Below are 20,774 nucleotides of genomic sequence, written 5' to 3'. Positions count from 1 at the left end.
TTTCAGAAAAGGGTCAAATGATGAGAAGTTCAAGAACACTGCCTTTAGTATTGATGCTGGCAACATCGGGTACTTTTTTTAGTGCACCTCTTCTGGCTGTAGGGCCGGGCGGTCCACACGGTCAGGAACCTGTTCCTCAGGAGCAGAGGGGGGGGCCAGATATGCCACGACACTTCGCTTATAAGGGGCATGACTTTGAGCGGGGTAAACCTGTTCCCGAAGATTACAGGGGCGGTGATTACCGTGTAAGTGACTGGCATGATAAAGGCCTTCCACCTCCCCCAGAAGGTCAGCACTGGGCGTACGTTGACGGTAACTACGTGTTGATCGCCGCAACTACAGGCATCATTACGTCGATTATCCTGAACAGCGCACATCCGCGATAGAATTCAGCGGGTCATACCCAATGACCCGTTTACTACTACTCTCCTTTCCTGCATAAAAGTTAGGGTCTTGCAGACTTTATCAGTGAAACGTCTGCTGTTCGCTCATAGCGGACATTGGCCTGCGTATCAGTCCGCTCTGTGCCAGAAGCGGACGTATCCAACCTCTGCATGAACTAATCCGTGAAGAACCGTAATCACTGGAAGCCATGCAGACATGCCGGAGTCATCAGGTATGTTTAGGAGTTCATCTTCAATAGCTATAGTATTGCTTTTTACTGAACGTCGATTGATATGAAATCAAGCTTTAAATAAGCTATATTGAGAGGTAAAACTCGGCTTCATTACCTTTCTGGTAATCATCATCCCATGTGAGTTTAATGCGATACTTCGTTTTGCTCTCAAAACTTATTGATGCGATCATCTCCACTGCCTGTTGAGGGCGTAATAACTCATACGGAAATTTATCTTTTACTTCAGACATTATCAGGTATTCATTACCGTCGTTATCGGGAAAATGAATACCTATGTTTTTTGCCTCTACCTTACCTCTATTGTAGATTTTTAACCTGTATCTATTATTGGATGGATTAACTATTCTCGCACCAAGCTCTGCCTTCATTTCATTAATGGAAAACTTTGTTTCTTTTTCCAGGATAAGCTTACGCAACCTGTCTTGCTCATCTTTTATAACCCGCTGTTCTTTATCACTTTTCCTTGATTTAAATTCGGATGAAACGACAGTATAGATTGATACTGCAAGCGCACCAAAAGCGATAAGATCACTTGTCGACATTGTTATACTCTTATGTTTTCAATCACTTGAATGCTTTTTTAAATATATCGTTAAACTGTTTATGTATATCTCTCGATAACTCCTTTTTTATCTCATTAACATGAGCATCAATACTTGATCCATTTTCCTGAATTAAATCATCTTTCGTTAATTCTTTGCCGCAGTCCGTACATTTTACCATCTCAGAATCTTCAGCATGTTCCATCTCTGAGTTTCCGCAGACAGGACATAATAGAGCAATATTTCTTTTATATTTTTCAGGATTCAGCTTCATATTTTTCTCCGATAATAACCAGAGCAAAGATTACCAACTGTGAATCTCAGTAATACTCTTTTTTGCTCCGATTCACCATCAAAAACGTGCGCATACATTATAAATACACTAAAAACGCACTGTTCTGTTAAAAGAGAGTGTCCGGGCCACTGTGCCTGAAACCTGACGGAGCAGAAATGAGAACGCAAAAGCGATGCATGGGATATGTGGCGATCGTGGTCGACGACTACGATCGTGCGATTGAGTACTACACCGACAAGCTTGGCTTTACCTTGGTTGAGGACACGCCGCAGCCTGGCAAGCGCTGGGTTGTGGTGACGCCGAACCCGGAAAGCGACTGTAATCTTCTCTTGGCCCGCGCTTCAAACGAGCGGCAGGAAGGCTTTATCGGGAACCAGTGTGGCGGACGGGTATTCCTGTTCTTGCAGACCGACGACTTCTGGCGCGACTACAACGCCATGAAGGAAAAGGGCGTTCACTTCTGCCAGGAGCCGCGGCAGGAGGAGTACGGGAGGGTGGTGGTGTTTGAGGACATCTACGGCAACCGCTGGGATCTCTACCAGAACGCGCAGCCCTGAAAGCTCTGAGGCTGCGCAGGTCCGGTGCGTGGCCGAACTCTTATGTTAAATAGGAATGCCTGGCCGGTTGGCCGCGCTCAGTGCAGGGGGGGCGGCTGTGCACCTGCTCTGCTGCCGACATCCAGAACTGCCGCCTGGACGTCTCTGATAGCGCTGCGTATCGCTGCCTCCCGCCACGTTTCCTCTGCTGCGAGCAGGAAGGTCTGCAGCTTCACAAGCAGCCGGGCGTTAGTGATAGGTGCCCTCTCATTGAGCAGCTCAATGACGGCTTCGCCCATTACTGTGTCAGACAGCCTTTCGTCTTCGTTTCTGTACATGCGTGACCTGCTTGCTGTGAAAGCTCTGCCCGTACGGCAGGCGAAGCCTACAGGATACGTTAAAACTGTCGCTCCGGCAGGGAAGGAGCACAAAAGGTATTTATCAGATACATCTTTAAGATAAGCGCTTAGCCTACAGCCGCATGCTTAACAGCACTGTTATGTTAAATACGCCAGGGCGGCAGCGTCCGGCGCGGAAAGGCCGACTGCCGCCTCCGGCTTCGCTTGCACGGTGGACCATTTTTTACCAGGCTTAAGAGGTGACGGTTCATGCTGGTTCCGTTCACAGCAAATACTTTTTGATCACTCCCCTGATTCACCCCGCGCAAGATGGCGGGTTTTTTTTGTATCCGGGGAGGCGGTATTTGAATGAATGTTTACTTTGCAAAGCCGGTAAGCATACAGCCCTCACCAGGGGATTCTGCACGCTAAAAACTGATTTCTTAAGTCGCTATGGTGCCGTTTTTTTTGACGGAGTCACAATTTAGCGTCAAAAATCTGCCAGCAGAACTATCTTTACTAAGCTTTAGGGGATGAAACTTAACTCAAGCTGGAGGTGTTATGTCAGTACGCCGTGGTGGTGCCGGCAACTTTGCCGAAAATCCGGAGCGGGCGGCAGAAGCCGGACGGAAAGGCGGTCAGGCAAGCGGAGGAAATTTCAGGAACAGTCCTGAACGGGCCATTGAAGCAGGCAGAAAGGGCGGCCAGATCAGCAAAAGAGGCCCTTCTGGCCGCAAGGATGTCTGAAAGGCGTTGCTCCAAACCCGCCCCGGCGGGTTTTTTCATGCCCTGTCCAACAGAACTCTTATGTTAATCTTGGCAGGTACGAAGAAAAATGATGCCGGCTGCGCTTATGTGCCCGCAGACGAGGCCGATAAATATAATGTGCCTCACCACAGGGGGCATAAACTGATACTGCCGCTATCTGTGCTTCTGGCTCCCGCAGCGGGAGCCATTTTTCGCCGGAGGTAATCCCTTGCAGAATCTTGAAATTGTACCGCGTTTGCTGCCGGACATTCGTGCAGGCAGAAAGCTTCATACCATCCGGTGGCGGGAGCGTGAAATTGTGCCGGGCCCTGTGCTTTACGTGAACGTGCGGGATGCCTCTGACGCGGTCATGGTGTGGGTCACGCACGTCGAAAAAATGCCGCTTTCTGCGGTGGCAGGCAGGCCTGGAAAAACTGCAGACTGGCCCGATGCCGTACTGTTGAAAGGGATGCGAGAGCACTACCCGCGCATAGAGATGAACTCCGGGGTCGTGGTCATCCACCATTTGCCGCCGGAGGCGTAAGTTCGTGGCCGAACTCTCATGTTAAATTGAGGACGCTTGCGCAACGGTAATTTTCTTTCCAGGCTGACATGGTGCTGATCCCTGCTGGTTTCGGCACGGTGCAGTAGATTATGAACGTGATTTGTTGTTCAGCCCGCTACGAAAGATGGCGGGTTTTTTGCTGCCTTTTACCGGCAGCCAGCCGGACGTTTTGCCGGCTGGCTGAAAAAAATCCCGAAACCTGACCGGAGAGGTCGGGACGGTAAATGTGACAGTGAAATTCGCGTCAGGAAAGACCGCTGCTTACTGTATCACGCTTCTGTCTTGATAGCGTTTTTGCGAAAGACAGGCTTTAAAGCCCGGTGCATGAGTGGGATGTTATGGCTAATGTAATAGTAACTTGAGTTAATATGAGCGAAAGGTCCATTTTTCGCTCACAGCGGACTGTAAGCCAGCTGAATAGGTTAGCTTTATCGTAGCCATCAGCAAGAGCTCTGCGGTCGAACGCAACAGCTTTTTGCCCAACGCGGTGAGAATAACGGACTGATTATCCCGATGCATTAACTGCCCCCCTGCAACGGCTTCCAGACGCTGTCTCCAGTGCTATACGGATAACCACGTCGCCGAATATCATTACCAGCGCCTGATGGGAAAGATCGCCGGTCTTACTGGCGGCATCACTAATGGTCTGGTAGTCCACGCCGTCGGCGAACGCGGGGCAGGACGCGGCGCACAGCAGAGCTGCCGCCTGAATTTTTGTCAGTAGCTTCATGATTAACCTGTGAGTCAGAGGCTGACCGTTGGGAGGAAAAGCGTCGCCGGCGAAGCGGCTTAATTCAGGTCTGCTTCAGCGCCCGAGGGGCAGCGAGGCTGAGGTTCGCAACAGTACCTTTATGTTTTTTGTGACAGTCTCTACCGTATTGCAAAGTACGTAGCAGACCAGAATAAACGCGGGCAGGATATTGACCAGTACGATGATGGCAGCGACGAGTACGATGTTAATTAGGCAGATCCAACCCGCTGGCGACAAGTCGGGCGTCATGCCAGCATCCCAGAGGATAATGAGCTTTGGTTTTACCATATAAATCGTAAACGCAGCCACGCCCGCCTGGGCGACAGAGCTCAGGACAGTATTTATCATCAGAGAGTTCCATAATGCCGGCGCTGAGGGATGTCCCGGCAGGACAGCGTCCGTGCGTTAGTCTACGTACCGCCAGACATGAGCAGGCACACGATCAAACAGTTTGCCAGCGGCCAGCTCCGCCTTACGGTGATCCCAAGCCTGCGTCATGGCGTACTGTTCAGACACATCAACGGTATAGTAGAGGTGTTCATAAAGTTTATCCAGCGTCTCCACAGAGTGAAGGCGCCGAAATTTATAAATTAGTCAGTTCGGGTCATCAGAATTCCTTTCGTTAATGGCGTATTCCAGGCCTCGGCTACTGCAGAGGTACGGTGCGTTAGTGTTAAATAAGGGGTCAGTTTGGATATCGAAAATTATTGTACGTTAAGGTTGTTTTTTGTACACCTGAGCTGTGGTATGGGGACTAGGTTGACAGGCAGTGTTGAGCGAAAAACGGACGCTGGCGTTCTTTGTAAAAATCCGGTTTATGTCGTGTTGCATTAGTTTAGGAACGAAAAATATTGCGTCGGTAATTTCCCCTGCGCTTTTCTGAACATGCTAATAAACGCACTTACCGAATCATAACCCAGTATACCGGTAACGCTCTGTACAGACAGACCTTCAGTCAGATGGCTCAGGGCAATCATTAAATGCAGTTGCTGACGCCAGCGACAGCGACCAAAGCTCAGCCCTGTGGCATTTTTACCAGTCTGGCTAGAATCGTTCACTGGTTGCCAAGTGTGCAGCCTACTGTTTTAACGTCCTCCGGTCATCAGGATGGAGTTTTAGGGGGCTGACGCTCAGTGGAACGAAAACTCACGTTAAACGAACCGTTTCCAGTGCTTTCCGGAGCCTGTCAGATTTTCAGCACATCAATAACCACCCTGAGAGCTGGAGACACGTCGCGATGAGGGTAATACAGGTATAACCCTTCAAGAGAGATGCTGTAAGGCTGTAAAACCCTGATTAATTTTCCACTGGTAAGGTCGTCGGTGACCAACTCTTCAGGAACATAGGCCAGCCCCAGCCCCCGCCTGGCCGCTTCAGCTTCCATGTAGCTGTCAGAAAATACCCACTGTCCCTGTGGCCGGTGGGTGACTTTTTTGTTGTCCAGGTTAAGCTCCCACTGATAAAGGCTACCGTCGGCAAACTGATACGCGATACAGGGGTGTGTCACCAGATCGTCCGGGATGTGCGGAAAACCATAGCGCCGAAAATGATCAGGTGTGCCAACCACCGCCATTTCCATGCCGGAGGTGATCCGCACGGCGACCATTCCCTCCCCGACATCCGGCCCGAGACGAATCCCGGCATCAAACCGCTTATCAATGATATCCACAAACCGGCTTTCTGTGATGAGCTCCAGACGGATATCCGGGTAGCGCTGCTGAAACACGGCAAGCCTGGGTAGCAGAACTTTATCAATGATGTGCTGGCTGACATTGATCCTAACGGTTCCGGAGGGGGTACTGCGGTAATGTTCCAGGGTGGACAGTCCCTGATTCAGAGAGTCAAATCCAGACAGGGTTGCCTGGTAGGGGTCCGTTTGGGAAACGGGAAATATTGTACGTTAAGGTGGTTTTTTGTACCTCTGAGCTGTGGTAGAGCTTGACCACTTTGACAGGCAGCTTTGAGCGAACAGCGGAAGTTGGCCACTGTTCTAACCACTGATTATGGCCTTACTAAACTTGGCAGTTTAAAAATTCAGTCATTTTGCGAATAAGCGACGTCTGACATTCTTTAAAAACTCACTGTACTTCATCCCGCTTGCAGAGATGACGAGTCGCTGGGCTATTAACAACCCGACTAACATGTATAGAAAGGCCATCAGCCAGGTGGAGAAATGCGTCTCCATATGGGTTGCTATATAGTGCAGCGTGTACAGCGAGATCGGCATCAGCACCACAACGGCGGTGACCAGTCCCGGGGAATAATAGCGCGTTGATGACATGCATATTGCCAGCAAATGCGCAACGGGTTCCAGCAGGCCAAGCAACATCGGTGCGATTGCCAGGAACAATACATGCGAGAAAAACAGCGGGACGAAAACGATAAACACCACATAGCAGGATGTGATGATTTGCCCGAAATGGATGTCGTCAGCTTTAAAATTCAGCTTCTCAGCAATCATTTCGGTAAAACCACCCGGGAACCGGCCTTCTTCCCACAAATGTAAGGTAATACCAAAGACAAATAACCCCAGCATTCGTTGCGTAACGGGCATGGCCTGCCAGTTTGCCAGCGTATAAATCAGAACGCAGGTCGCCACCAGACTGAATAACGCCAGATTATGCTTCATCAAAAATTGTTTCACCGTATCCTCTTTCATTTTCTAGCGCGGGTAGTTGCCCACGGCGCGGTTCACTGCGGCCCATGCAGTTTTCACATCCCGCTGACTCATTGCCAGCGACTGCCGCGCCTGGATGTAGCTTCGCTGGCTGTCGAGCACGTTGATAAAGCTGGTCAGCCCTCCGTCATAACGGGCCTGAATAAGAGATTGTGCCTCTCCTGCACTCTTCTCGCGCTGTTCCTGCTCAACCAGTTTTTGTTGCGCAGCAGCGTAACGGCTGAGTGCATCATCAATTTCCTGCCAGGCTTTCAGCACGGTTTTGTGGAAATCAACAGCAGCCTGCTGCTGATCGGTTTCACGTAATACCACCGTCGCCTTACGTCTCCCACGGTCAAACAAAGGCAGGTTCAGGCTCGGACCCACTGACCAGGTACGGCTCCCCCATTCGGCAAAGTTACTTTCACTGTAGGAGTCAAAACCAATCCGTGCCCCCAGCGTAATACTCGGGTAGAGCTCCGCCTGTGCGACACCAATCCTGGCGGTAGCGGCATGCAGGTGTGCTTCAGCGGCGCGGATATCCGGACGCGTCAGCGCCACTTCGGACGGGATACCCAGACTCAACGGTGGCAATGTTGCCTGATTAGTATCTGGTTTATAAACCAGCTGCTGTTGTAATGCGCCTGGGTGTTCGCCCAGCAGTAATAACAGCTGATTCATCGCGATGCCTTCCTGCTGTTGCAGATCGATGAGGTTTGCGCGGGTGGCCGACAGCTGACTCTGCTGGCGTTCAACGTCGGTGTAGTCCAGTTCTCCCCCTTCAGTACGGGCCCGGACCAGCGAAAGGCGCTCATTCATCGCCTGCACATCCTCTTTTGCCAGTACGATTTGCTGCTGGATACCCCGCAGAGCGTAGTAATTATTCACCACGTCACCGACAATGCTGAGCCTCGCAAGCTCCAGCATCGCCCCCTGAGCAGAGAGGTCGGCATCGGAGGCTTCAACAGCACGTCTGACATGCCCCCACAAGTCTATTTCCCATGAGAAATCCAGCCCGGCCTGATACCAGTTATACGGTTCGGACATTAAATCAATCAGTTCATCCGGCTGCGGCAACACTTCTTTCAGTGCGCGCGTGGATGGGCTGTTTTCGCTGAGCTGTTCGCGGGTGACTTTCCCGGTAGCATTAATGTCCGGAGTCTGCGATGAAGCCATAATGCGGTATTGCGCTCGTGCACCTGAAAAACGTAATGCGGCGGTTTTGATATCGGGACTGGCTGACAGAGCCCGGTTAACCAGATCGTCAAGAACCGGATCGTTGTAGCGTTTCCACCACTGGCTGTCCGCCATCACACCGGCACCTTTCACCGTGTGTAATGCTGCATCCCCGCTGCGCCAGGTTGTCCAGTCAGCAGGCGCATCCGGTTTTTGCTTCTGAAAATCGGGGCCTACCGTACAACCACTCAGTGCAGCGGCAACCATTAACGTCACCAGAACAGGTCCTTTATTGTTTGATATAGGGGAAAAGCGGTGTTTCATCGGAATACCTGTCTCAGTAAAGTCGATTGCGGAACAGCCATGCAGCAAGCGGTAAGGTGATCGCCGCCATAACCAGCATGGGAATAAAATTAAAGGCCACATCAGTAAAGCCAGCCCCTTCCAGATACACCCTTCTGACCAGGTCAATAGCAAACCGCAGCGGATTAGCATACGTCAGGGTATCGAGGATGGCAGGCATGGTCTGCACGGGAGTAAGCAGGCCGGACAGCAGCATCAGCGGCATCATCAACAGGAAGGTGTAGAGCATCGCCTGCTGCATATTGATGGAGACAGCAGAGATAGACAGGCCAATACCCACCGCCGCGATGTTAAAGCTCAACAGGCCAAAATAAAGCAGCGTGACAGAACCGTTCATGGGTATCTGGAACCAGAACAGGATTATCAGCAGGATGATTGTTGACTGGACCAGGCCGACCATCACCGAAGGTAAAGCCTTGCCAATCAGGAGCTGCATTGGCGTGAAAGGCGTGACCAGCAGCTGGTCGAAAGTTCCCTGTTCCCGCTCCCGGGCTACCGACAGGGCGGACAGCATCAGCGTCTGCATCATGCTTAACGCGGCAATAAGGGTTGGCATTAGTCCCCAGCGGGATTCCAGGTTGGGGTTGTACCAGGCACGGGTTTCGACGGAAATCGCTGGCTTGCTGCCACTTCTGCGCTGATTAAAATCAGCCACCACGGCACTGATATAACTGGCCGCAGCACCGGCTGTGGAGGAATTACGGCCATCCAGGATCATCTGAAGGGGCGAGGTATCTCCACTATTGAGCTTGTCTTCAAAATTGGGGGGAAATGTCAAAACCAGCAACGCATCTCCGGCAAGCACGACATCCTGAATCTGTGACGCTGCCGTGAGCGTGGCCGTGCGGTTGAACACGCCCGTCCCGTCCAGATGTGTTAACAGTTCTGTCGAGGCCTGGCCCCGGCTCTGATCGAGCACGGCGTATGATACATGGTTCACATCGTAGGTCGCGGCATAGCCAAACAGCAGCGCCTGCATAAACGCAGGAGCGAACAATATTACCCGGTTAGCCGGTTCCTTCAGAATGGCGAGCACCTCTTTGCGGATCAAAAAGCTGATGTGGCGCAGCCAGGTGGTTAAAATGTTCATCAGCGTTTATCTCAGTCTTTTGCGCAGAGAAATGCGCGAAGCGTTTATCAGAACCAGCGCATAAAGCGATAAGATCCCGCACTCTTTGAAAAACATCTTCCAGTCATCACCGCCCAGAAAGAGCGTTTTGATAAGCGACATAAAGTGAGTGGCAGGTAGGATCTGGCTTATGACCTGAATGACGACCGGCAGATTGCGGGTATCAAAGACAAACCCTGACAGCATCATGGCGGGCATAAAACTGGCTATGAGCGCCACCTGGCTTGCCAGGAACTGCCCGGGTGCAAACCCTGAAATGGTGAGCCCAAGCCCCAGTGAAACAAGCAGATAAAGCAGGGACGAAACAATAATTGCCCACAGGGAACCGCGAATCGGCACGTCGAACAGATAATGTGAAGCCAGCAGGCAGACCACCAGGTCGATAGTGCCGAGCACCATATAGGGCGCGAGTTTCGCCAGCACCAGTTCAAGGGGCCGCACCGGCGTAACAAAAAGCGCTTCAAGCGTGCCACGCTCCCGCTCCCGGGCAATTAATAGCCCGGTGAGGAATGCGCCTATCAGCGTCAGGATCAGGACGACCAGGCCGGGAACAATGAACCAGGTACTGTTGCCGGATTCGTTAAACCACATGCGCTGTTCAACGGTGACGCTGCCCCCGGAAGGCTTATTCCCGCCCCGATCGGCAATCACGGCAGACTGCGTAGCCAGTGCCCCGGTAACGTAACCCTGGGCAGCGCTGGCGACACTGGTTGATGCGCCATTCACAAGGAGCTGGAGCTGTGCGTTACCCGCTGTCAGACGTTGCGCGAAGTCGGATGGAATACGCAATATCGCATCCGTTTCCCCCTTACGCAGCGCATCCTGTGCGGCATTAAAGCTGGTATATTCCTGAACCGATAAGTACCGACTGCCTTGTAATGCCGTGACAATCTGCCAGGACTGCGGGGTCCGCTGCTCCTGAACCACGCCGATCCTGGCATTGCTTAAATCAAACGAGAGTCCGTAACCAAACAGCAGGATCAGCACAACTGGCAGGAGCAACCCGACCGCAAGGTTACTTTTGTCCCGTAAAAGCTGACGCGTTTCTTTGCGTGTCAGGGAGATAAGACGGCTGCGGAAAGTGGAGTTTTTCATGCCTTCGCCTCCTTCTTGTGTTCCTTCGCCCGGGCATTTTCCACAATGGCAATAAACGCGGTGTTCATATCAGCAGCATGCTCCAGACCCGCTTTCTGCCGCACTTCTCGCGGCGTACCCAGTGCCAGCATTTTCCCCGCGTCCTGAATCGCTATACGGTCGCAGTACTCCGCCTCTTCCATAAAGTGGGTGGTCACGATGACCGTGATACCTTTGTTGGCCAGTTCGCCAATGGTGTACCAGAAAGCGCGGCGCGCCAGCGGATCAATACCGCTGGTCGGTTCATCCAGAAAGACAATTTCGGGTTCATGCAGTAGTGCTGCCGCCATCGATAAACGTTGCTTGAATCCGCCTGGCAGCTCCCCGCTGATAGCATCGGGATCCAGGCTGAATTGAGCAAGGGAGGTCTCTATTTGCTGCGCCAGATGTTTACCGGACAAACCATAGGCCCCGCCGAAAAACGTCAGATTTTCACGCACCGTCAGGTTGCCATATAAGGCAAATTTCTGAGAAACGTAACCGATACGGGCGCGGGCTTTTGCCCGTGCTGTACGCAGATTCATTCCGGCTACCTCAAGATGACCACTCGTTGCCGGTAGCAGTCCGCAGAGCATTCTGAAGGTTGTCGTCTTTCCGGCACCATTTGGTCCGAGCAGACCAAAGATTTCGCCACGTCTGACCTCGAAGGAGGTACTGGCAACGGCTGTAAAATCACCAAATTTACGCACAAGATCCCGAACAACGATAACGGGTTTGTCCTCAGCTTCTGCGCTTTGCTGAGTGGAAACCATATCGGCCTTTACCGGATCTGAGGGCGCCTGTTCATTCTGATGCTGCGCCTGATGAAGCAGAACCATAAAGCCATCTTCCAGTTCGGCATCACGGCGAGTGGCATGATGTTCCCGGGCAAGGGGCTCGTCACTGTCCGACTGGCAGATAAAACGTACGGCATCGCCTTTCGGGACGGCGTCGATAACATGTTTGCGATTCTCCAGCAATCGGGCCTGTAGGCTACGGGCTTTCATACCGTCTGGCGGTGTGGCCTGCCACGTCAGACCATCGGCTTTTTTACGCAGTTCGTCCGGCGTTCCCTGCGCCAGAATGCGTCCCTGATACATGACATAGACCTGAGCACAACGCTCAGCTTCATCCATGTAGGCCGTGCTGATTATCACGCTCAGCTGTTCATCCTGAACCAGCTGCTCGATGATTTTCCACAAATCGCGGCGCGACAAAGGATCAACCCCCACACTGGGTTCATCTAACAGCAATAATTCAGGCGAACGCACCAGGGTGCAGGCCAGGCCGAGTTTTTGTTTCATCCCTCCGGACAGCTTGCCAGCTGGTCGGTCTGTAAACCGGGTGAGATCGGTTATCGTCAGCAGACGCTCAAAACGTTCCTTTCGGGTCTGCTGGTCAACGCCATGTAAATCGGCGTACAGATCCAGGTTTTCCTGAACGCTCAAATCTTCATACAAACCAAAGCGCTGAGGCATGTAGCTGATGCGGTTCTGTACCGACTGAGGGTCGGCGCTGACGTCCGTCCCCAGCACGGTAAGGCTGCCGGAAGAGGGTGCATACAGACCGGCTATAAGACGCTGGAAAGTGGTTTTCCCTGCACCGTCAGGGCCGACGAGCGCGGTGAGCTCACCCGCCCGGATGTTCATGGTCAGGCTGTCCAGAGCACGAACTTCAGGTGCTTTTTTGGTCGCGCCGGGGAAAACTCTGACCAGATCCTGCGCAATGACGATGCCAGTTTCAGTGGCCATGTTATTTGCCACTGTCCGCAGAAGGCGTATTTATGGTGACGGTGGCTGGCTGCCCCATGCGCAGCACGTTATCAGGGTCTTTGACCACGATACGCACCTCGTAAACCAGATTGGTTCGCAGCTCTTCAGTCTGCACAGATTTTGGCGTGAACTCAGCCACTGAGGAGATATAACCAATCCTGCCAGTGACCGGTTTATCCGGGAAAGAGTCAGTGACGATATCCGCATTCATACCTGATTTGATGCGTCCCAGATCGCTTTCATTGACCCAGACACGTACCCATTTTGGTTCGCTCAGCGCCAGGGTATACACCGCTTTCTGGGCGCTGGTCATATCACCCGCTTCCTGCAAGCGTGCCCTTACCTCCGCATTAACCGGCGCACGTAATTCCGCCTGTGAAAGTCGGTATTGCAGTAATTCCAGATCGGCCTCAAGCGCTTTGACCTGTGCGACGGTGGCTTCCCGCTGCTCTTTGCGCACGCCTTTCACCATCAGGTCCAGGCTTGCCTGGCGTTCTTTCACGCTGGCCTGAGCAATACTCAGGTTATTTCTGGCCGTGTCCATTTCCTGCCTGCTGATACCTTTGCCACGGGTGTTTGAGGCAATACGCTGAATGCGGGAGAGATCCTCCCGGGCTTTGGTTTGTTGCGCCACGGCTGACGCCAGCTGCGCTTTTGCCTGGGCAATTTCTTCAGGACGTGCGCCGGACTGTTGCTCGCGCACCGTTTGCTTCTCAGCATCCAGACGCGCCTGAGCCTGTTTTTTCTGTATCTTCAGCGCCCGGGTATCGAGTGTGGCAACCACTTGTCCTGCCTCAACCTTATCGCCTTCCTCAGCCATTAATTCGGCTATCCGGCCGCTCTCCTCAAATGCCAGCGATACCTGACGGATATCCACGTTGCCGTGTAACGTCAGACGATTTTTATCATCATTATTTCGACTATGAAGCCAGGCCACAGCGGCCACCGCTATAAGCGCAATAATCACCACGCCTGCTATTATTTTTTTTTCATTGCGACTACTTCCCTCAGCTGACGTTCATGTCATGCGCTTAGTTTAAATTCAATTTAAACTTTAATTGTGAGATAATAAACCCAGTCGCCGAAAAAAATCTTACAACTGGATTTATCTATGAGCCGAGCACGTCGCAGTGATGGTGAGTTAACCCGGGAAAAAATTCTGGAAGCCGCAGGTGAACTGATTGCCGAACAGGGCCTTGCCCGAACGACGAACAAATCAATAGCCAGTGCCGCAGAGGTTGACCTGGCGGCTATCAACTATCACTTCGGGGGCAGAGACGGACTGTATCTGGCGGTTTTGTCACGGGCACACCGCCACTATCTGGATGGCGAAAAGCTGACGGCCCTGGCAAGAGGCGCACTTCCTCCGGAGGTAAAGCTCGGTCAGTTTCTGGAAATGTTCATCTCAAAACTGAATGAAGGAAATGGCTGGCACGGGCGGGTATTTGCGCGGGAATTGCTGGCACCTTCAGTTCAACTCACCGATTTTGTGAACAGCGAAGGAATGGGGAAAATACAGGCGGTGCGGAAAATTGTCAGTGAAGCTGCCGGTATCAGCGAAGACGATCCTGCATTACTTCCCTGCATGTTAAGTGTGGTCGCACCCTGCATGATGTTGATCGTGGCAGGTAACAGAATTCCCGGGCCGGTAAGAGAAATTGCGGCGATGCAGACTCAGGCACTGACCGACCACTTTAAGCGTTTTTCGCTGGCGGGACTGAAGGCAGTCAGAGACGTTAATCACAGCATTTGAAAGATAACAGACACAATTACGTAATCCTGTCCTTACTTTCATGCTTGTGCAGGGCCTGTATCCGGCATACCTGAGAACAACTGTAACCGGTAGCTTCCGCTGTTTCCTGAATGCTTAATTTTTTTACCGTACGATAATACAACACCTTCTGATGTCGTTCGAAGTCAGCCTGCTTACCACGGTATTTCCCCATCGTAAGTGCTCGCTCGATCCCCTGTTTCTGACGCTGACGGCGGCTTAGCCAGTCTTTATGTGACATAGCCGCCATCAGGTCTATCAACATGTTGTTGATAGCTGTAATAACAGCACGCGTTATCGGGTCTGTTTGCGAAGGGTCTTTGTCTGATAAAGCCTGCCAGGAAGTCGGGACGTCCAGACTGACAATCCGCAATTCGTGTTGCTCGATCTGCTTTTTAAGCGTCATCCAGTCGCTGTTGCTAAGACGGGTCAGGCGGTCTATCTGCTCGACCAGCAAAATATCATTGTGGTGACTGTCCATCAGTAAGCGCCCCAGTTCCGGGCGGTCAAGTTTTGTTCCGCTGATGTTCTCCCGGTAGTAACTAGCGATTTTATGTCCCCGCTCCTGAACGAATTGCTCCAGCATCTCTTTTGCCCGATCGGCGAACTGATCTTCCGCCGATGCCCTCAAATAAGCTCTGATGAACATTTTTTCACCATGTTATCGCATTTAGATTATTGCATTTATTCTATCGCATAAAGGTTATGTCATTCATCGTGTGGCGTCACGTTTTGGTTATGGCGTCAGGGTGTACCCTTATGCGATAACCATTTTTGTTAAAAATTCCGCATCAAATAATTTATGAGGGAAACTATATGGCAAGGAGGCAGATTCTTTCTCTGTCGGAAAGAGAATCATTACTGGCATTACCGGACGATGAGTTAACGCTGACCCGAATGGCCTATTTCAGTGAGCATGATCTGGCGCTTATCAGTGCTCACCGTAAACCCGCCAGCCGTTTTGGTTTTGCCGTCCTTCTTTGCTATCTGAAAAATGTTGGCTTTGCCCCGGATAAAAAAATCCCACCCTCTGATGCGTTGCTGAAGCATATCGCCAGCAGGCTAAAGCTTACCGGGGATCTCTGGCCTGCTTACCTTTCCGGCCGGGATACGACCCGGCGTGAGCATTTAACCGAACTGTACCGCTATCTTGGCGTAAAGGCGTTCACCGGCAAAATACAGCAGGACTGTATTACACACCTGTTGTCGATGGCGACGCGCACCGATAAAGGTATTCTCCTGGCCGAAGAGTTACTGGTCTGGCTCCGGCAGAACAACGTGATAATCCCCGCGATTGATGTCGTGGAACGTACCTGTGCTGAGGCCATGGCAGGCGGCGATAAAATCGTATTTCAGACCCTGAATGCCCCGTTAACTCCGGCGCACTGGGATGCCCTGGATCGTTTACTTGAGTCATCAGATAATCAGCCTTCCAGGCTGACATGGCTTCTGCAACCGCCGGGTAAAATCAATGGTAAGAACGTGCTGCAACATCTTGATCGGCTCAGTAGCATTGAATCGCTGGCATTACCTGAAGGTATAGATCGTGCCATTCACCAGAACCGGTTGCTGAAACTGGCGCGGGAAGGCCGAAAGATGAGTAGCCGGGATTTGACCCGATTTTCAGCAGCCCGCCGTCATGCGATCTTGGTCTGCGTGCTGGAAGAAGCCAGAGCCACACTGACAGACGAAGTGATTGAGCTGCATGAGCGAATGCTGAACAGCCTTTTCAGCAAAGCCAAAAGAACACAGGCTGAGCGCCTTCAGCAGACCGGAAAGCTGATCCAGTCCAAACTGAGGCAGTACATCGATGTCGGTCAGGCGCTATCTGATGCCCGTGATTCCGGTGGCGATCCCTGGCTCGCAATAGAAAACATACTCCCGTGGCCTGAATTTGTCGCCAGTCTGGAGGAAACACGCCATCTCGCCAGAAAAAATAATTTTGACCCGCTGCATATTATTACTGAGAAATACAGCACATTACGGAAATATGCCCCGCGCATGTTGTCCGCTTTACAGTTAGTCGCAACCCCGGCAGCGCAACCTTTGGCTGATGCACTGGTTGTGATCAAGGAGATGTACCGGAAGCAGTCACGTAAAGTTCCGGCGGCAGCGCCGCTTGATTTTGTCCCTGAAAGCTGGCGCAAGGTGGTGATTACACCTGCGGGTATTGACCGGCAGTACTATGAATTTTGTGCGCTCAGCGAGCTTAAGGGGGCGTTGCGCTCCGGGGATATCTGGGTTAAAGGCTCGCGGCGCTACAAAAATTTTGATGATTACCTCATACCCGAAAAGGACTTTGACAAACTCACACCGGCGCTGCCACTGCCCGTATCTGCTGATTATCATGAGTACATTACCAGCCGTATGACTCTGCTTCAGTCCAGACTTGAAGAGGTCAATGCCATGGCTGCCCTTGGTGAACTGCCCGATGTGGAAATATCCGACAGGGGCGTAAAAGTCTCTCCGCTGGATAACTGCGTTCCGGCGCAGGTTTCACCGCTGGCAGAGCTGGTTTATAGCATGCTACCGCGACCTAAAATCACGGAAATTCTCGATAAGGTAAACAGCTGGACGACGTTTACCCGACATTTTTCGCATATAAAAAATGACATTACCCGTCCCGATACCCGCCTGCTCCTCACCACCATTCTTGCGGATGGCATCAATCTTGGCCTGACCAAAATGGCAGAAGCCTGCCCCGGGAGCACCAAATCATCACTCGAAGATATTCAGGCATGGTACATCCGTGATGAAACCTATTCAGCCGCTCTTGCAGAGCTGGTAAATGCGCAGGGGAAAAGACCGTTGGCGGCATTCTGGGGTGACGGGACAACGTCATCATCAGACGGACAAAATTTTAGAACAGGCAGCTCAGGCCGCTACGCAGGGCAGGTTAACCCGAAATATGGGCAGGAGCCTGGACGTCAGTTTTATACCCATATTTCGGATCAATACAGCCCGTTTTACACCTGCATAATCAGTCGGATCAGGGATTCAACCCACGTTCTCGATGGCTTGCTGTATCATGAAAGCGACCTGGAAATCAGGGAGCATTACACCGATACCGCTGGTTTCACCGATCATGTCTTTGCCCTGATGCATCTGCTAGGATTTGCGTTCTGTCCGCGAATCAGGGATCTCCATGACAAGAAGCTGTTTATCAAAGGGAAAGCTGACCAATACCCGGCGCTTCAGTCACTGATATCAACAACCAGCCTGAATCTGAAAGAGATCGAAATTCACTGGCGTGAAGTGCTGCGTCTGGCAACCTCGATAAAGCAGGGAACCGTGACGGCATCCCTGATGCTGAAAAAGCTTGCCAGCTACCCCAAGCAAAACGGACTTGCCAAAGCATTGAGGGAAATTGGCCGTATTGAACGAACGCTGTTTATGCTCGACTGGTTCCGCGATCCGACACTGCGTCGGCGGGTACAGGCGGGACTGAATAAAGGAGAAGCCCGTAACGCGCTGGCGCGTGCGGTATTCCTGCATCGGCTGGGTGAAATCAGGGACCGAAAACCGGAAAATCAGAGCTACCGCGCCAGTGGACTGACGCTGCTGACGGCGGCTATCTCGCTGTGGAATACCGTCTATATGGAAAGAGCGGTCGATGCCCTGAAGCGTAAAGGGGTGAAGATCAACGAGCAACTGTTGTCGCATTTGTCCCCGCTAGGCTGGGAACACATCAATCTGACAGGCGATTATATCTGGAAAAGCAACCGGATACCGGCTTCCGGTAAATTTCGTCGGCTGAGGCCAGCTAAAGTGGAAAGGTCAAAAAATAACCTTAACGTACAATAATTTTCGATATCCAAACTGACCCCTAAACATACAGTCAAACCGGCCAGCGAATGATATTCAGCCCAGATGCGGGCTGGATATCAGCTTTTCCGCCGGTCAGTTATCGCAATGACCTGGCACTGCTAACTTAACTTCAGATTTAGAAACGACGCGCATCCCTTCGTTTTCGGAAACCTGCTCAAGTCCGGCACCACCAACAAAAACGCCCATTTTGATGTACTGGCGAACAAAGTAGTTTTTCCCGGATGTTAAACTGAGTGTCAGATTATTAGGTGAAAACTCGGATTCAGTTCCCAGCGTATGTGGTTGGCTGGTTGATATTTGTTGATAGAAAAAGACTCTGTCGGCCGTTTCACCAAGGCAGCGTCCGTCAAGATACACATCCTTTTTTAACGCTTTCCCCACAAAGCTGTCCCTGTATACATAAAGACCGGCTTTGCCATTCTCCGGAACCGGGAATGACTTAGCCGCCGTTGTTTCAGCATTACTGGCCAAAGGAACCGACGCACAACCACCCAGAAGCATTGAGGAAAGAAGGACAGCTACGAATATTATTTTATTCATTGAATTCTCATGGAGTTAAGTAAAAAAAACCTAATGAGAATAATCTTATTTTACACATATGTCACTAAGGGAAGCATTGAATTCTGACGACATCAATGTTCATCTTGAAGCCGTCAAAGTCCGCTCCTCGCTCATAGCGGACATTGGCCTGTGCATAGTTCGCTTTGTGCCAAAGGCAGACGTTATAATTACCCGGCTGCGTTAATAAACAGTGTGCAGGCCATTTTTGTTCATACCAAAAAAACAGATGAGTGCTGCAATATATCGTGTTTATCCGTGATCATCGCACACGTTGGGATGGTTTACTCATATGTGCAACATCTTTAAGCGATGAGAGACTAAACGTATGCGCGTAATCGTTGGTAAACCTAAATTCTATATTGTCCTGCTCCCTCTGCAATAAACATGACAACCCGATGACATCTTTCTAACATTTCTGGTATAAAACAGTCGAATATTAAAGCCGCTCGCCGGGGAGCCGTTTTAAGTTCACACTCATACATTAGCGTGGCTTTATAAATCTCTCTTTTTTTCGCCAAAAATGTCTTTTTGTTACCCGTATTTCCCTGCTACTTAATGACCAAATTAGAAAATCACAACCAAGAGTGAAAAGGAGGGGCCATATTGTTAATTAAGAAAAGAGCTAATTGCATACACTATTTTTTGGATGTTATAATAATATGATAAACCAACCTCGGATGCTTATTCATAAACATGAACAACAGACTAACCGGGCTAGATCTTCTTCGCTCAATCATCATGATTTTCGGCCCCACATTTCATGCTTCAATGCTCTACGGTGGCGCATGGGGATTTGATTATTCATTAAATCAAAATGTATGGGTTGTGGATGCACTCAATTTAACACACCCATTCAGGATGGAGCTTTTTTTTATCATTTCTGGATTTTTTTCAGCACTTTTAATAAAGCGAAAGGGTGCTAGTCATTTTATTTCAAGTCGAAAAAAAAGATTAATACGACCCACATTGATGGCTGTAATGATAACCTTGCCTTTGATTGCAATGGAAATGTATTTCCTTTTCGATGACAAAGATTTGCGTGATTATCTCAGTTATAAGCACCTCTGGTTTCTTATTGTTCTTTCTCAGATAAGCATGCTCTTGATGCTTGCACCGGAAAAAATAAACAGGCTCGCCTCTTACATTGCAGAAAAGCTGAATAGGTTAACGTGGCCGTTCGTTTTTTCCTTGCTGTTTTTGGCCGTCTGTTTATCTGTTGCTGTAAGCAAAATAGTTAATATGCTGCTACCGAATTCTGTACTGAGTGTAAGCCAGATAATTCCAACCATACAATACATCCCTTTTTTCTTCACAGGAATGTTGCTGTTTTTTATCAAAAAGGATGTTAATAAAAAGGAGGCGATGTTTTTATCGGCGCTTTACCTTTTATGGTACTTTTTTAGCATTATTTTTAAAGGTGAGTTCAAAACTGCTATGAGCTTATGTCAGGTTTTTGCTGTAATCGCCCTGTGCCTGGCATTATTTTATACTTTCAAGAATTTAAATATAAAAGAAAATAAAACCATCACAGCTTTATCAAAGCTCGCCCTACCATTTTATTTAACTCACCTGCCTATTTTAATATTTCTGGGATGGGTATGGAGTAAATCGGAAATTTCAAGAGATCCTGTTTTATTCTTAACTTATGTTATTGTACTAAACATAATTTTTAGCTTTGCAGCGTCTATCCTCATCAGAAAAAGCCAAAAGATGTCAATTTTTCTGGGACTGGCATAACGTCATGAAATTTCGACAGGCCGCGGCTAAATCATGTTCAAAGCTTCTCCAGGCATACACAATAAAGACTAACTGTGAGCACTCAGTTACTCGTAAATGGAATGCTCTTTTTAGGGTTGCCGTCCGCTTGTCGTGTGAGTTCAACTGATCGATGCAACGCTATCGGCTTTGTTGAATAAATCGAACTTTTGCTGAGTTGAAGGATCAGATCACGCATCCTCCCGACAACACAGACCATTCCGTGGCAAAGCAAAAGT

General features: G+C 50.4%; 20 protein-coding genes and 2 pseudogenes. 7 read left to right on the top strand and 15 right to left on the bottom strand.

What is annotated here, in order from left to right:
* Positions 1-53 precede the first annotated feature (53 nt).
* Entirely contained in the window at positions 54-386 is a 333-nt protein-coding gene (locus FHW04_RS22405; RefSeq protein ID WP_227021999.1) for an RcnB family protein, read from the top strand.
* A gap of 313 nt (positions 387-699) precedes the next feature.
* On the opposite strand, the gene FHW04_RS22400 is transcribed toward FHW04_RS22405, so the two are convergent.
* Positions 700-1,179, bottom strand: a complete 480-nt coding sequence (locus FHW04_RS22400; RefSeq protein WP_089562499.1) for a hypothetical protein — start codon at positions 1,177-1,179, stop codon at positions 700-702.
* Between the two features lie 22 nt (positions 1,180-1,201).
* A complete protein-coding gene (locus FHW04_RS22395) occupies positions 1,202-1,453 on the bottom strand; it encodes an ECs_2282 family putative zinc-binding protein (RefSeq protein WP_089562498.1) in 252 nt (83 codons plus the stop codon).
* Between the two features lie 176 nt (positions 1,454-1,629).
* Here FHW04_RS22395 and FHW04_RS22390 point away from each other — a divergent pair, with 176 nt between their 5' ends.
* The 3 genes from FHW04_RS22390 to FHW04_RS22380 all read left to right on the top strand — a co-directional run bounded on the left by FHW04_RS22390 (position 1,630) and on the right by FHW04_RS22380 (position 3,639).
* Positions 1,630-2,031 carry a VOC family protein gene (locus FHW04_RS22390; RefSeq protein ID WP_089562497.1) on the top strand — a complete coding sequence of 134 codons (402 nt, stop codon included), beginning with the start codon at positions 1,630-1,632 and terminating at the stop codon, positions 2,029-2,031.
* A gap of 878 nt (positions 2,032-2,909) precedes the next feature.
* Positions 2,910-3,095, top strand: a complete 186-nt coding sequence (locus FHW04_RS22385) for a general stress protein (protein WP_089562495.1) — start codon at positions 2,910-2,912, stop codon at positions 3,093-3,095.
* Positions 3,096-3,324: 229 nt separating this feature from the next.
* Positions 3,325-3,639, top strand: a complete 315-nt coding sequence (locus FHW04_RS22380; RefSeq protein ID WP_089562494.1) for a hypothetical protein — start codon at positions 3,325-3,327, stop codon at positions 3,637-3,639.
* 526 nt (positions 3,640-4,165) lie between these two features.
* Here the strand turns inward: FHW04_RS22380 and FHW04_RS22375 are convergent.
* From FHW04_RS22375 to FHW04_RS22325, 11 genes and pseudogenes are all read right to left on the bottom strand, one after another.
* Positions 4,166-4,390 (bottom strand): hypothetical protein, encoded by a 225-nt coding sequence (locus FHW04_RS22375; protein WP_089562493.1) that lies wholly within the window; start codon positions 4,388-4,390, stop codon positions 4,166-4,168.
* Positions 4,391-4,465: 75 nt separating this feature from the next.
* Positions 4,466-4,759, bottom strand: a complete 294-nt coding sequence (locus FHW04_RS22370; protein WP_089562492.1) for a hypothetical protein — start codon at positions 4,757-4,759, stop codon at positions 4,466-4,468.
* 57 nt (positions 4,760-4,816) lie between these two features.
* A pseudogene (locus FHW04_RS22365) lies at positions 4,817-5,019 on the bottom strand (Hha/YmoA family nucleoid-associated regulatory protein).
* 222 nt (positions 5,020-5,241) lie between these two features.
* Positions 5,242-5,388: a helix-turn-helix domain-containing protein gene (locus FHW04_RS22360; RefSeq protein ID WP_252867573.1), complete on the bottom strand. Its 147-nt coding sequence runs from the start codon at positions 5,386-5,388 to the stop codon at positions 5,242-5,244.
* Between the two features lie 209 nt (positions 5,389-5,597).
* Positions 5,598-6,278: pseudogene (locus tag FHW04_RS22355) on the bottom strand (LysR substrate-binding domain-containing protein); the annotation flags it as partial.
* Between the two features lie 171 nt (positions 6,279-6,449).
* Complete coding sequence (locus FHW04_RS22350; protein WP_094106366.1) at positions 6,450-7,070, bottom strand: HXXEE domain-containing protein; 621 nt, start codon at positions 7,068-7,070, stop codon at positions 6,450-6,452.
* Positions 7,071-7,073: 3 nt separating this feature from the next.
* On the bottom strand, positions 7,074-8,510 hold the full coding sequence (locus FHW04_RS22345) for an efflux transporter outer membrane subunit (RefSeq protein ID WP_227022001.1): 1,437 nt from the start codon (positions 8,508-8,510) through the stop codon (positions 7,074-7,076).
* Positions 8,511-8,580: 70 nt separating this feature from the next.
* The gene (locus tag FHW04_RS22340) at positions 8,581-9,696 is read right to left on the bottom strand and encodes an ABC transporter permease (protein WP_227021997.1); all 1,116 of its coding nucleotides are present in this window, start codon (positions 9,694-9,696) and stop codon (positions 8,581-8,583) included.
* A gap of 6 nt (positions 9,697-9,702) precedes the next feature.
* Complete coding sequence (locus FHW04_RS22335; protein ID WP_089562486.1) at positions 9,703-10,830, bottom strand: ABC transporter permease; 1,128 nt, start codon at positions 10,828-10,830, stop codon at positions 9,703-9,705.
* Entirely contained in the window at positions 10,827-12,599 is a 1,773-nt protein-coding gene (locus FHW04_RS22330) for an ATP-binding cassette domain-containing protein (RefSeq protein ID WP_089562485.1), read from the bottom strand. Before FHW04_RS22330 ends, FHW04_RS22335 begins: the two co-directional genes overlap by 4 nt.
* Before the next feature lies 1 nt (position 12,600).
* A complete protein-coding gene (locus FHW04_RS22325; RefSeq protein WP_256150931.1) occupies positions 12,601-13,557 on the bottom strand; it encodes an HlyD family efflux transporter periplasmic adaptor subunit in 957 nt (318 codons plus the stop codon).
* Positions 13,558-13,731: 174 nt separating this feature from the next.
* Here FHW04_RS22325 and FHW04_RS22320 point away from each other — a divergent pair, with 174 nt between their 5' ends.
* Positions 13,732-14,373, top strand: coding sequence for a TetR/AcrR family transcriptional regulator (locus FHW04_RS22320; RefSeq protein ID WP_089562483.1), 642 nt, complete (start codon positions 13,732-13,734; stop codon positions 14,371-14,373).
* Between the two features lie 16 nt (positions 14,374-14,389).
* Here the strand turns inward: FHW04_RS22320 and FHW04_RS22315 are convergent, their stop codons facing one another.
* On the bottom strand, positions 14,390-15,040 hold the full coding sequence (locus FHW04_RS22315) for a recombinase family protein (protein WP_089562482.1): 651 nt from the start codon (positions 15,038-15,040) through the stop codon (positions 14,390-14,392).
* A 167-nt stretch (positions 15,041-15,207) separates the two neighbouring features.
* Between FHW04_RS22315 and FHW04_RS22310 the strand changes: the two genes are divergently transcribed.
* The gene (locus FHW04_RS22310) at positions 15,208-18,195 is read left to right on the top strand and encodes a Tn3 family transposase (protein WP_089562481.1); all 2,988 of its coding nucleotides are present in this window, start codon (positions 15,208-15,210) and stop codon (positions 18,193-18,195) included.
* A 96-nt stretch (positions 18,196-18,291) separates the two neighbouring features.
* Here the strand turns inward: FHW04_RS22310 and FHW04_RS22305 are convergent, their stop codons facing one another.
* A complete protein-coding gene (locus FHW04_RS22305; protein ID WP_031377871.1) occupies positions 18,292-18,759 on the bottom strand; it encodes a DUF2846 domain-containing protein in 468 nt (155 codons plus the stop codon).
* 714 nt (positions 18,760-19,473) lie between these two features.
* Between FHW04_RS22305 and FHW04_RS22300 the strand changes: the two genes are divergently transcribed.
* The gene (locus FHW04_RS22300) at positions 19,474-20,517 is read left to right on the top strand and encodes an acyltransferase family protein (RefSeq protein WP_089562480.1); all 1,044 of its coding nucleotides are present in this window, start codon (positions 19,474-19,476) and stop codon (positions 20,515-20,517) included.
* The last annotated feature ends 257 nt before the right edge of the window (positions 20,518-20,774 follow it).

This window comes from Pantoea sp. AN62 (genome assembly GCF_050432985.1).
Lineage (GTDB): Bacteria > Pseudomonadota > Gammaproteobacteria > Enterobacterales > Enterobacteriaceae > Pantoea > Pantoea brenneri.
Note: the sequence above shows the minus strand (reverse complement) of the source record. Positions and strands in the feature narration are given on the sequence as shown.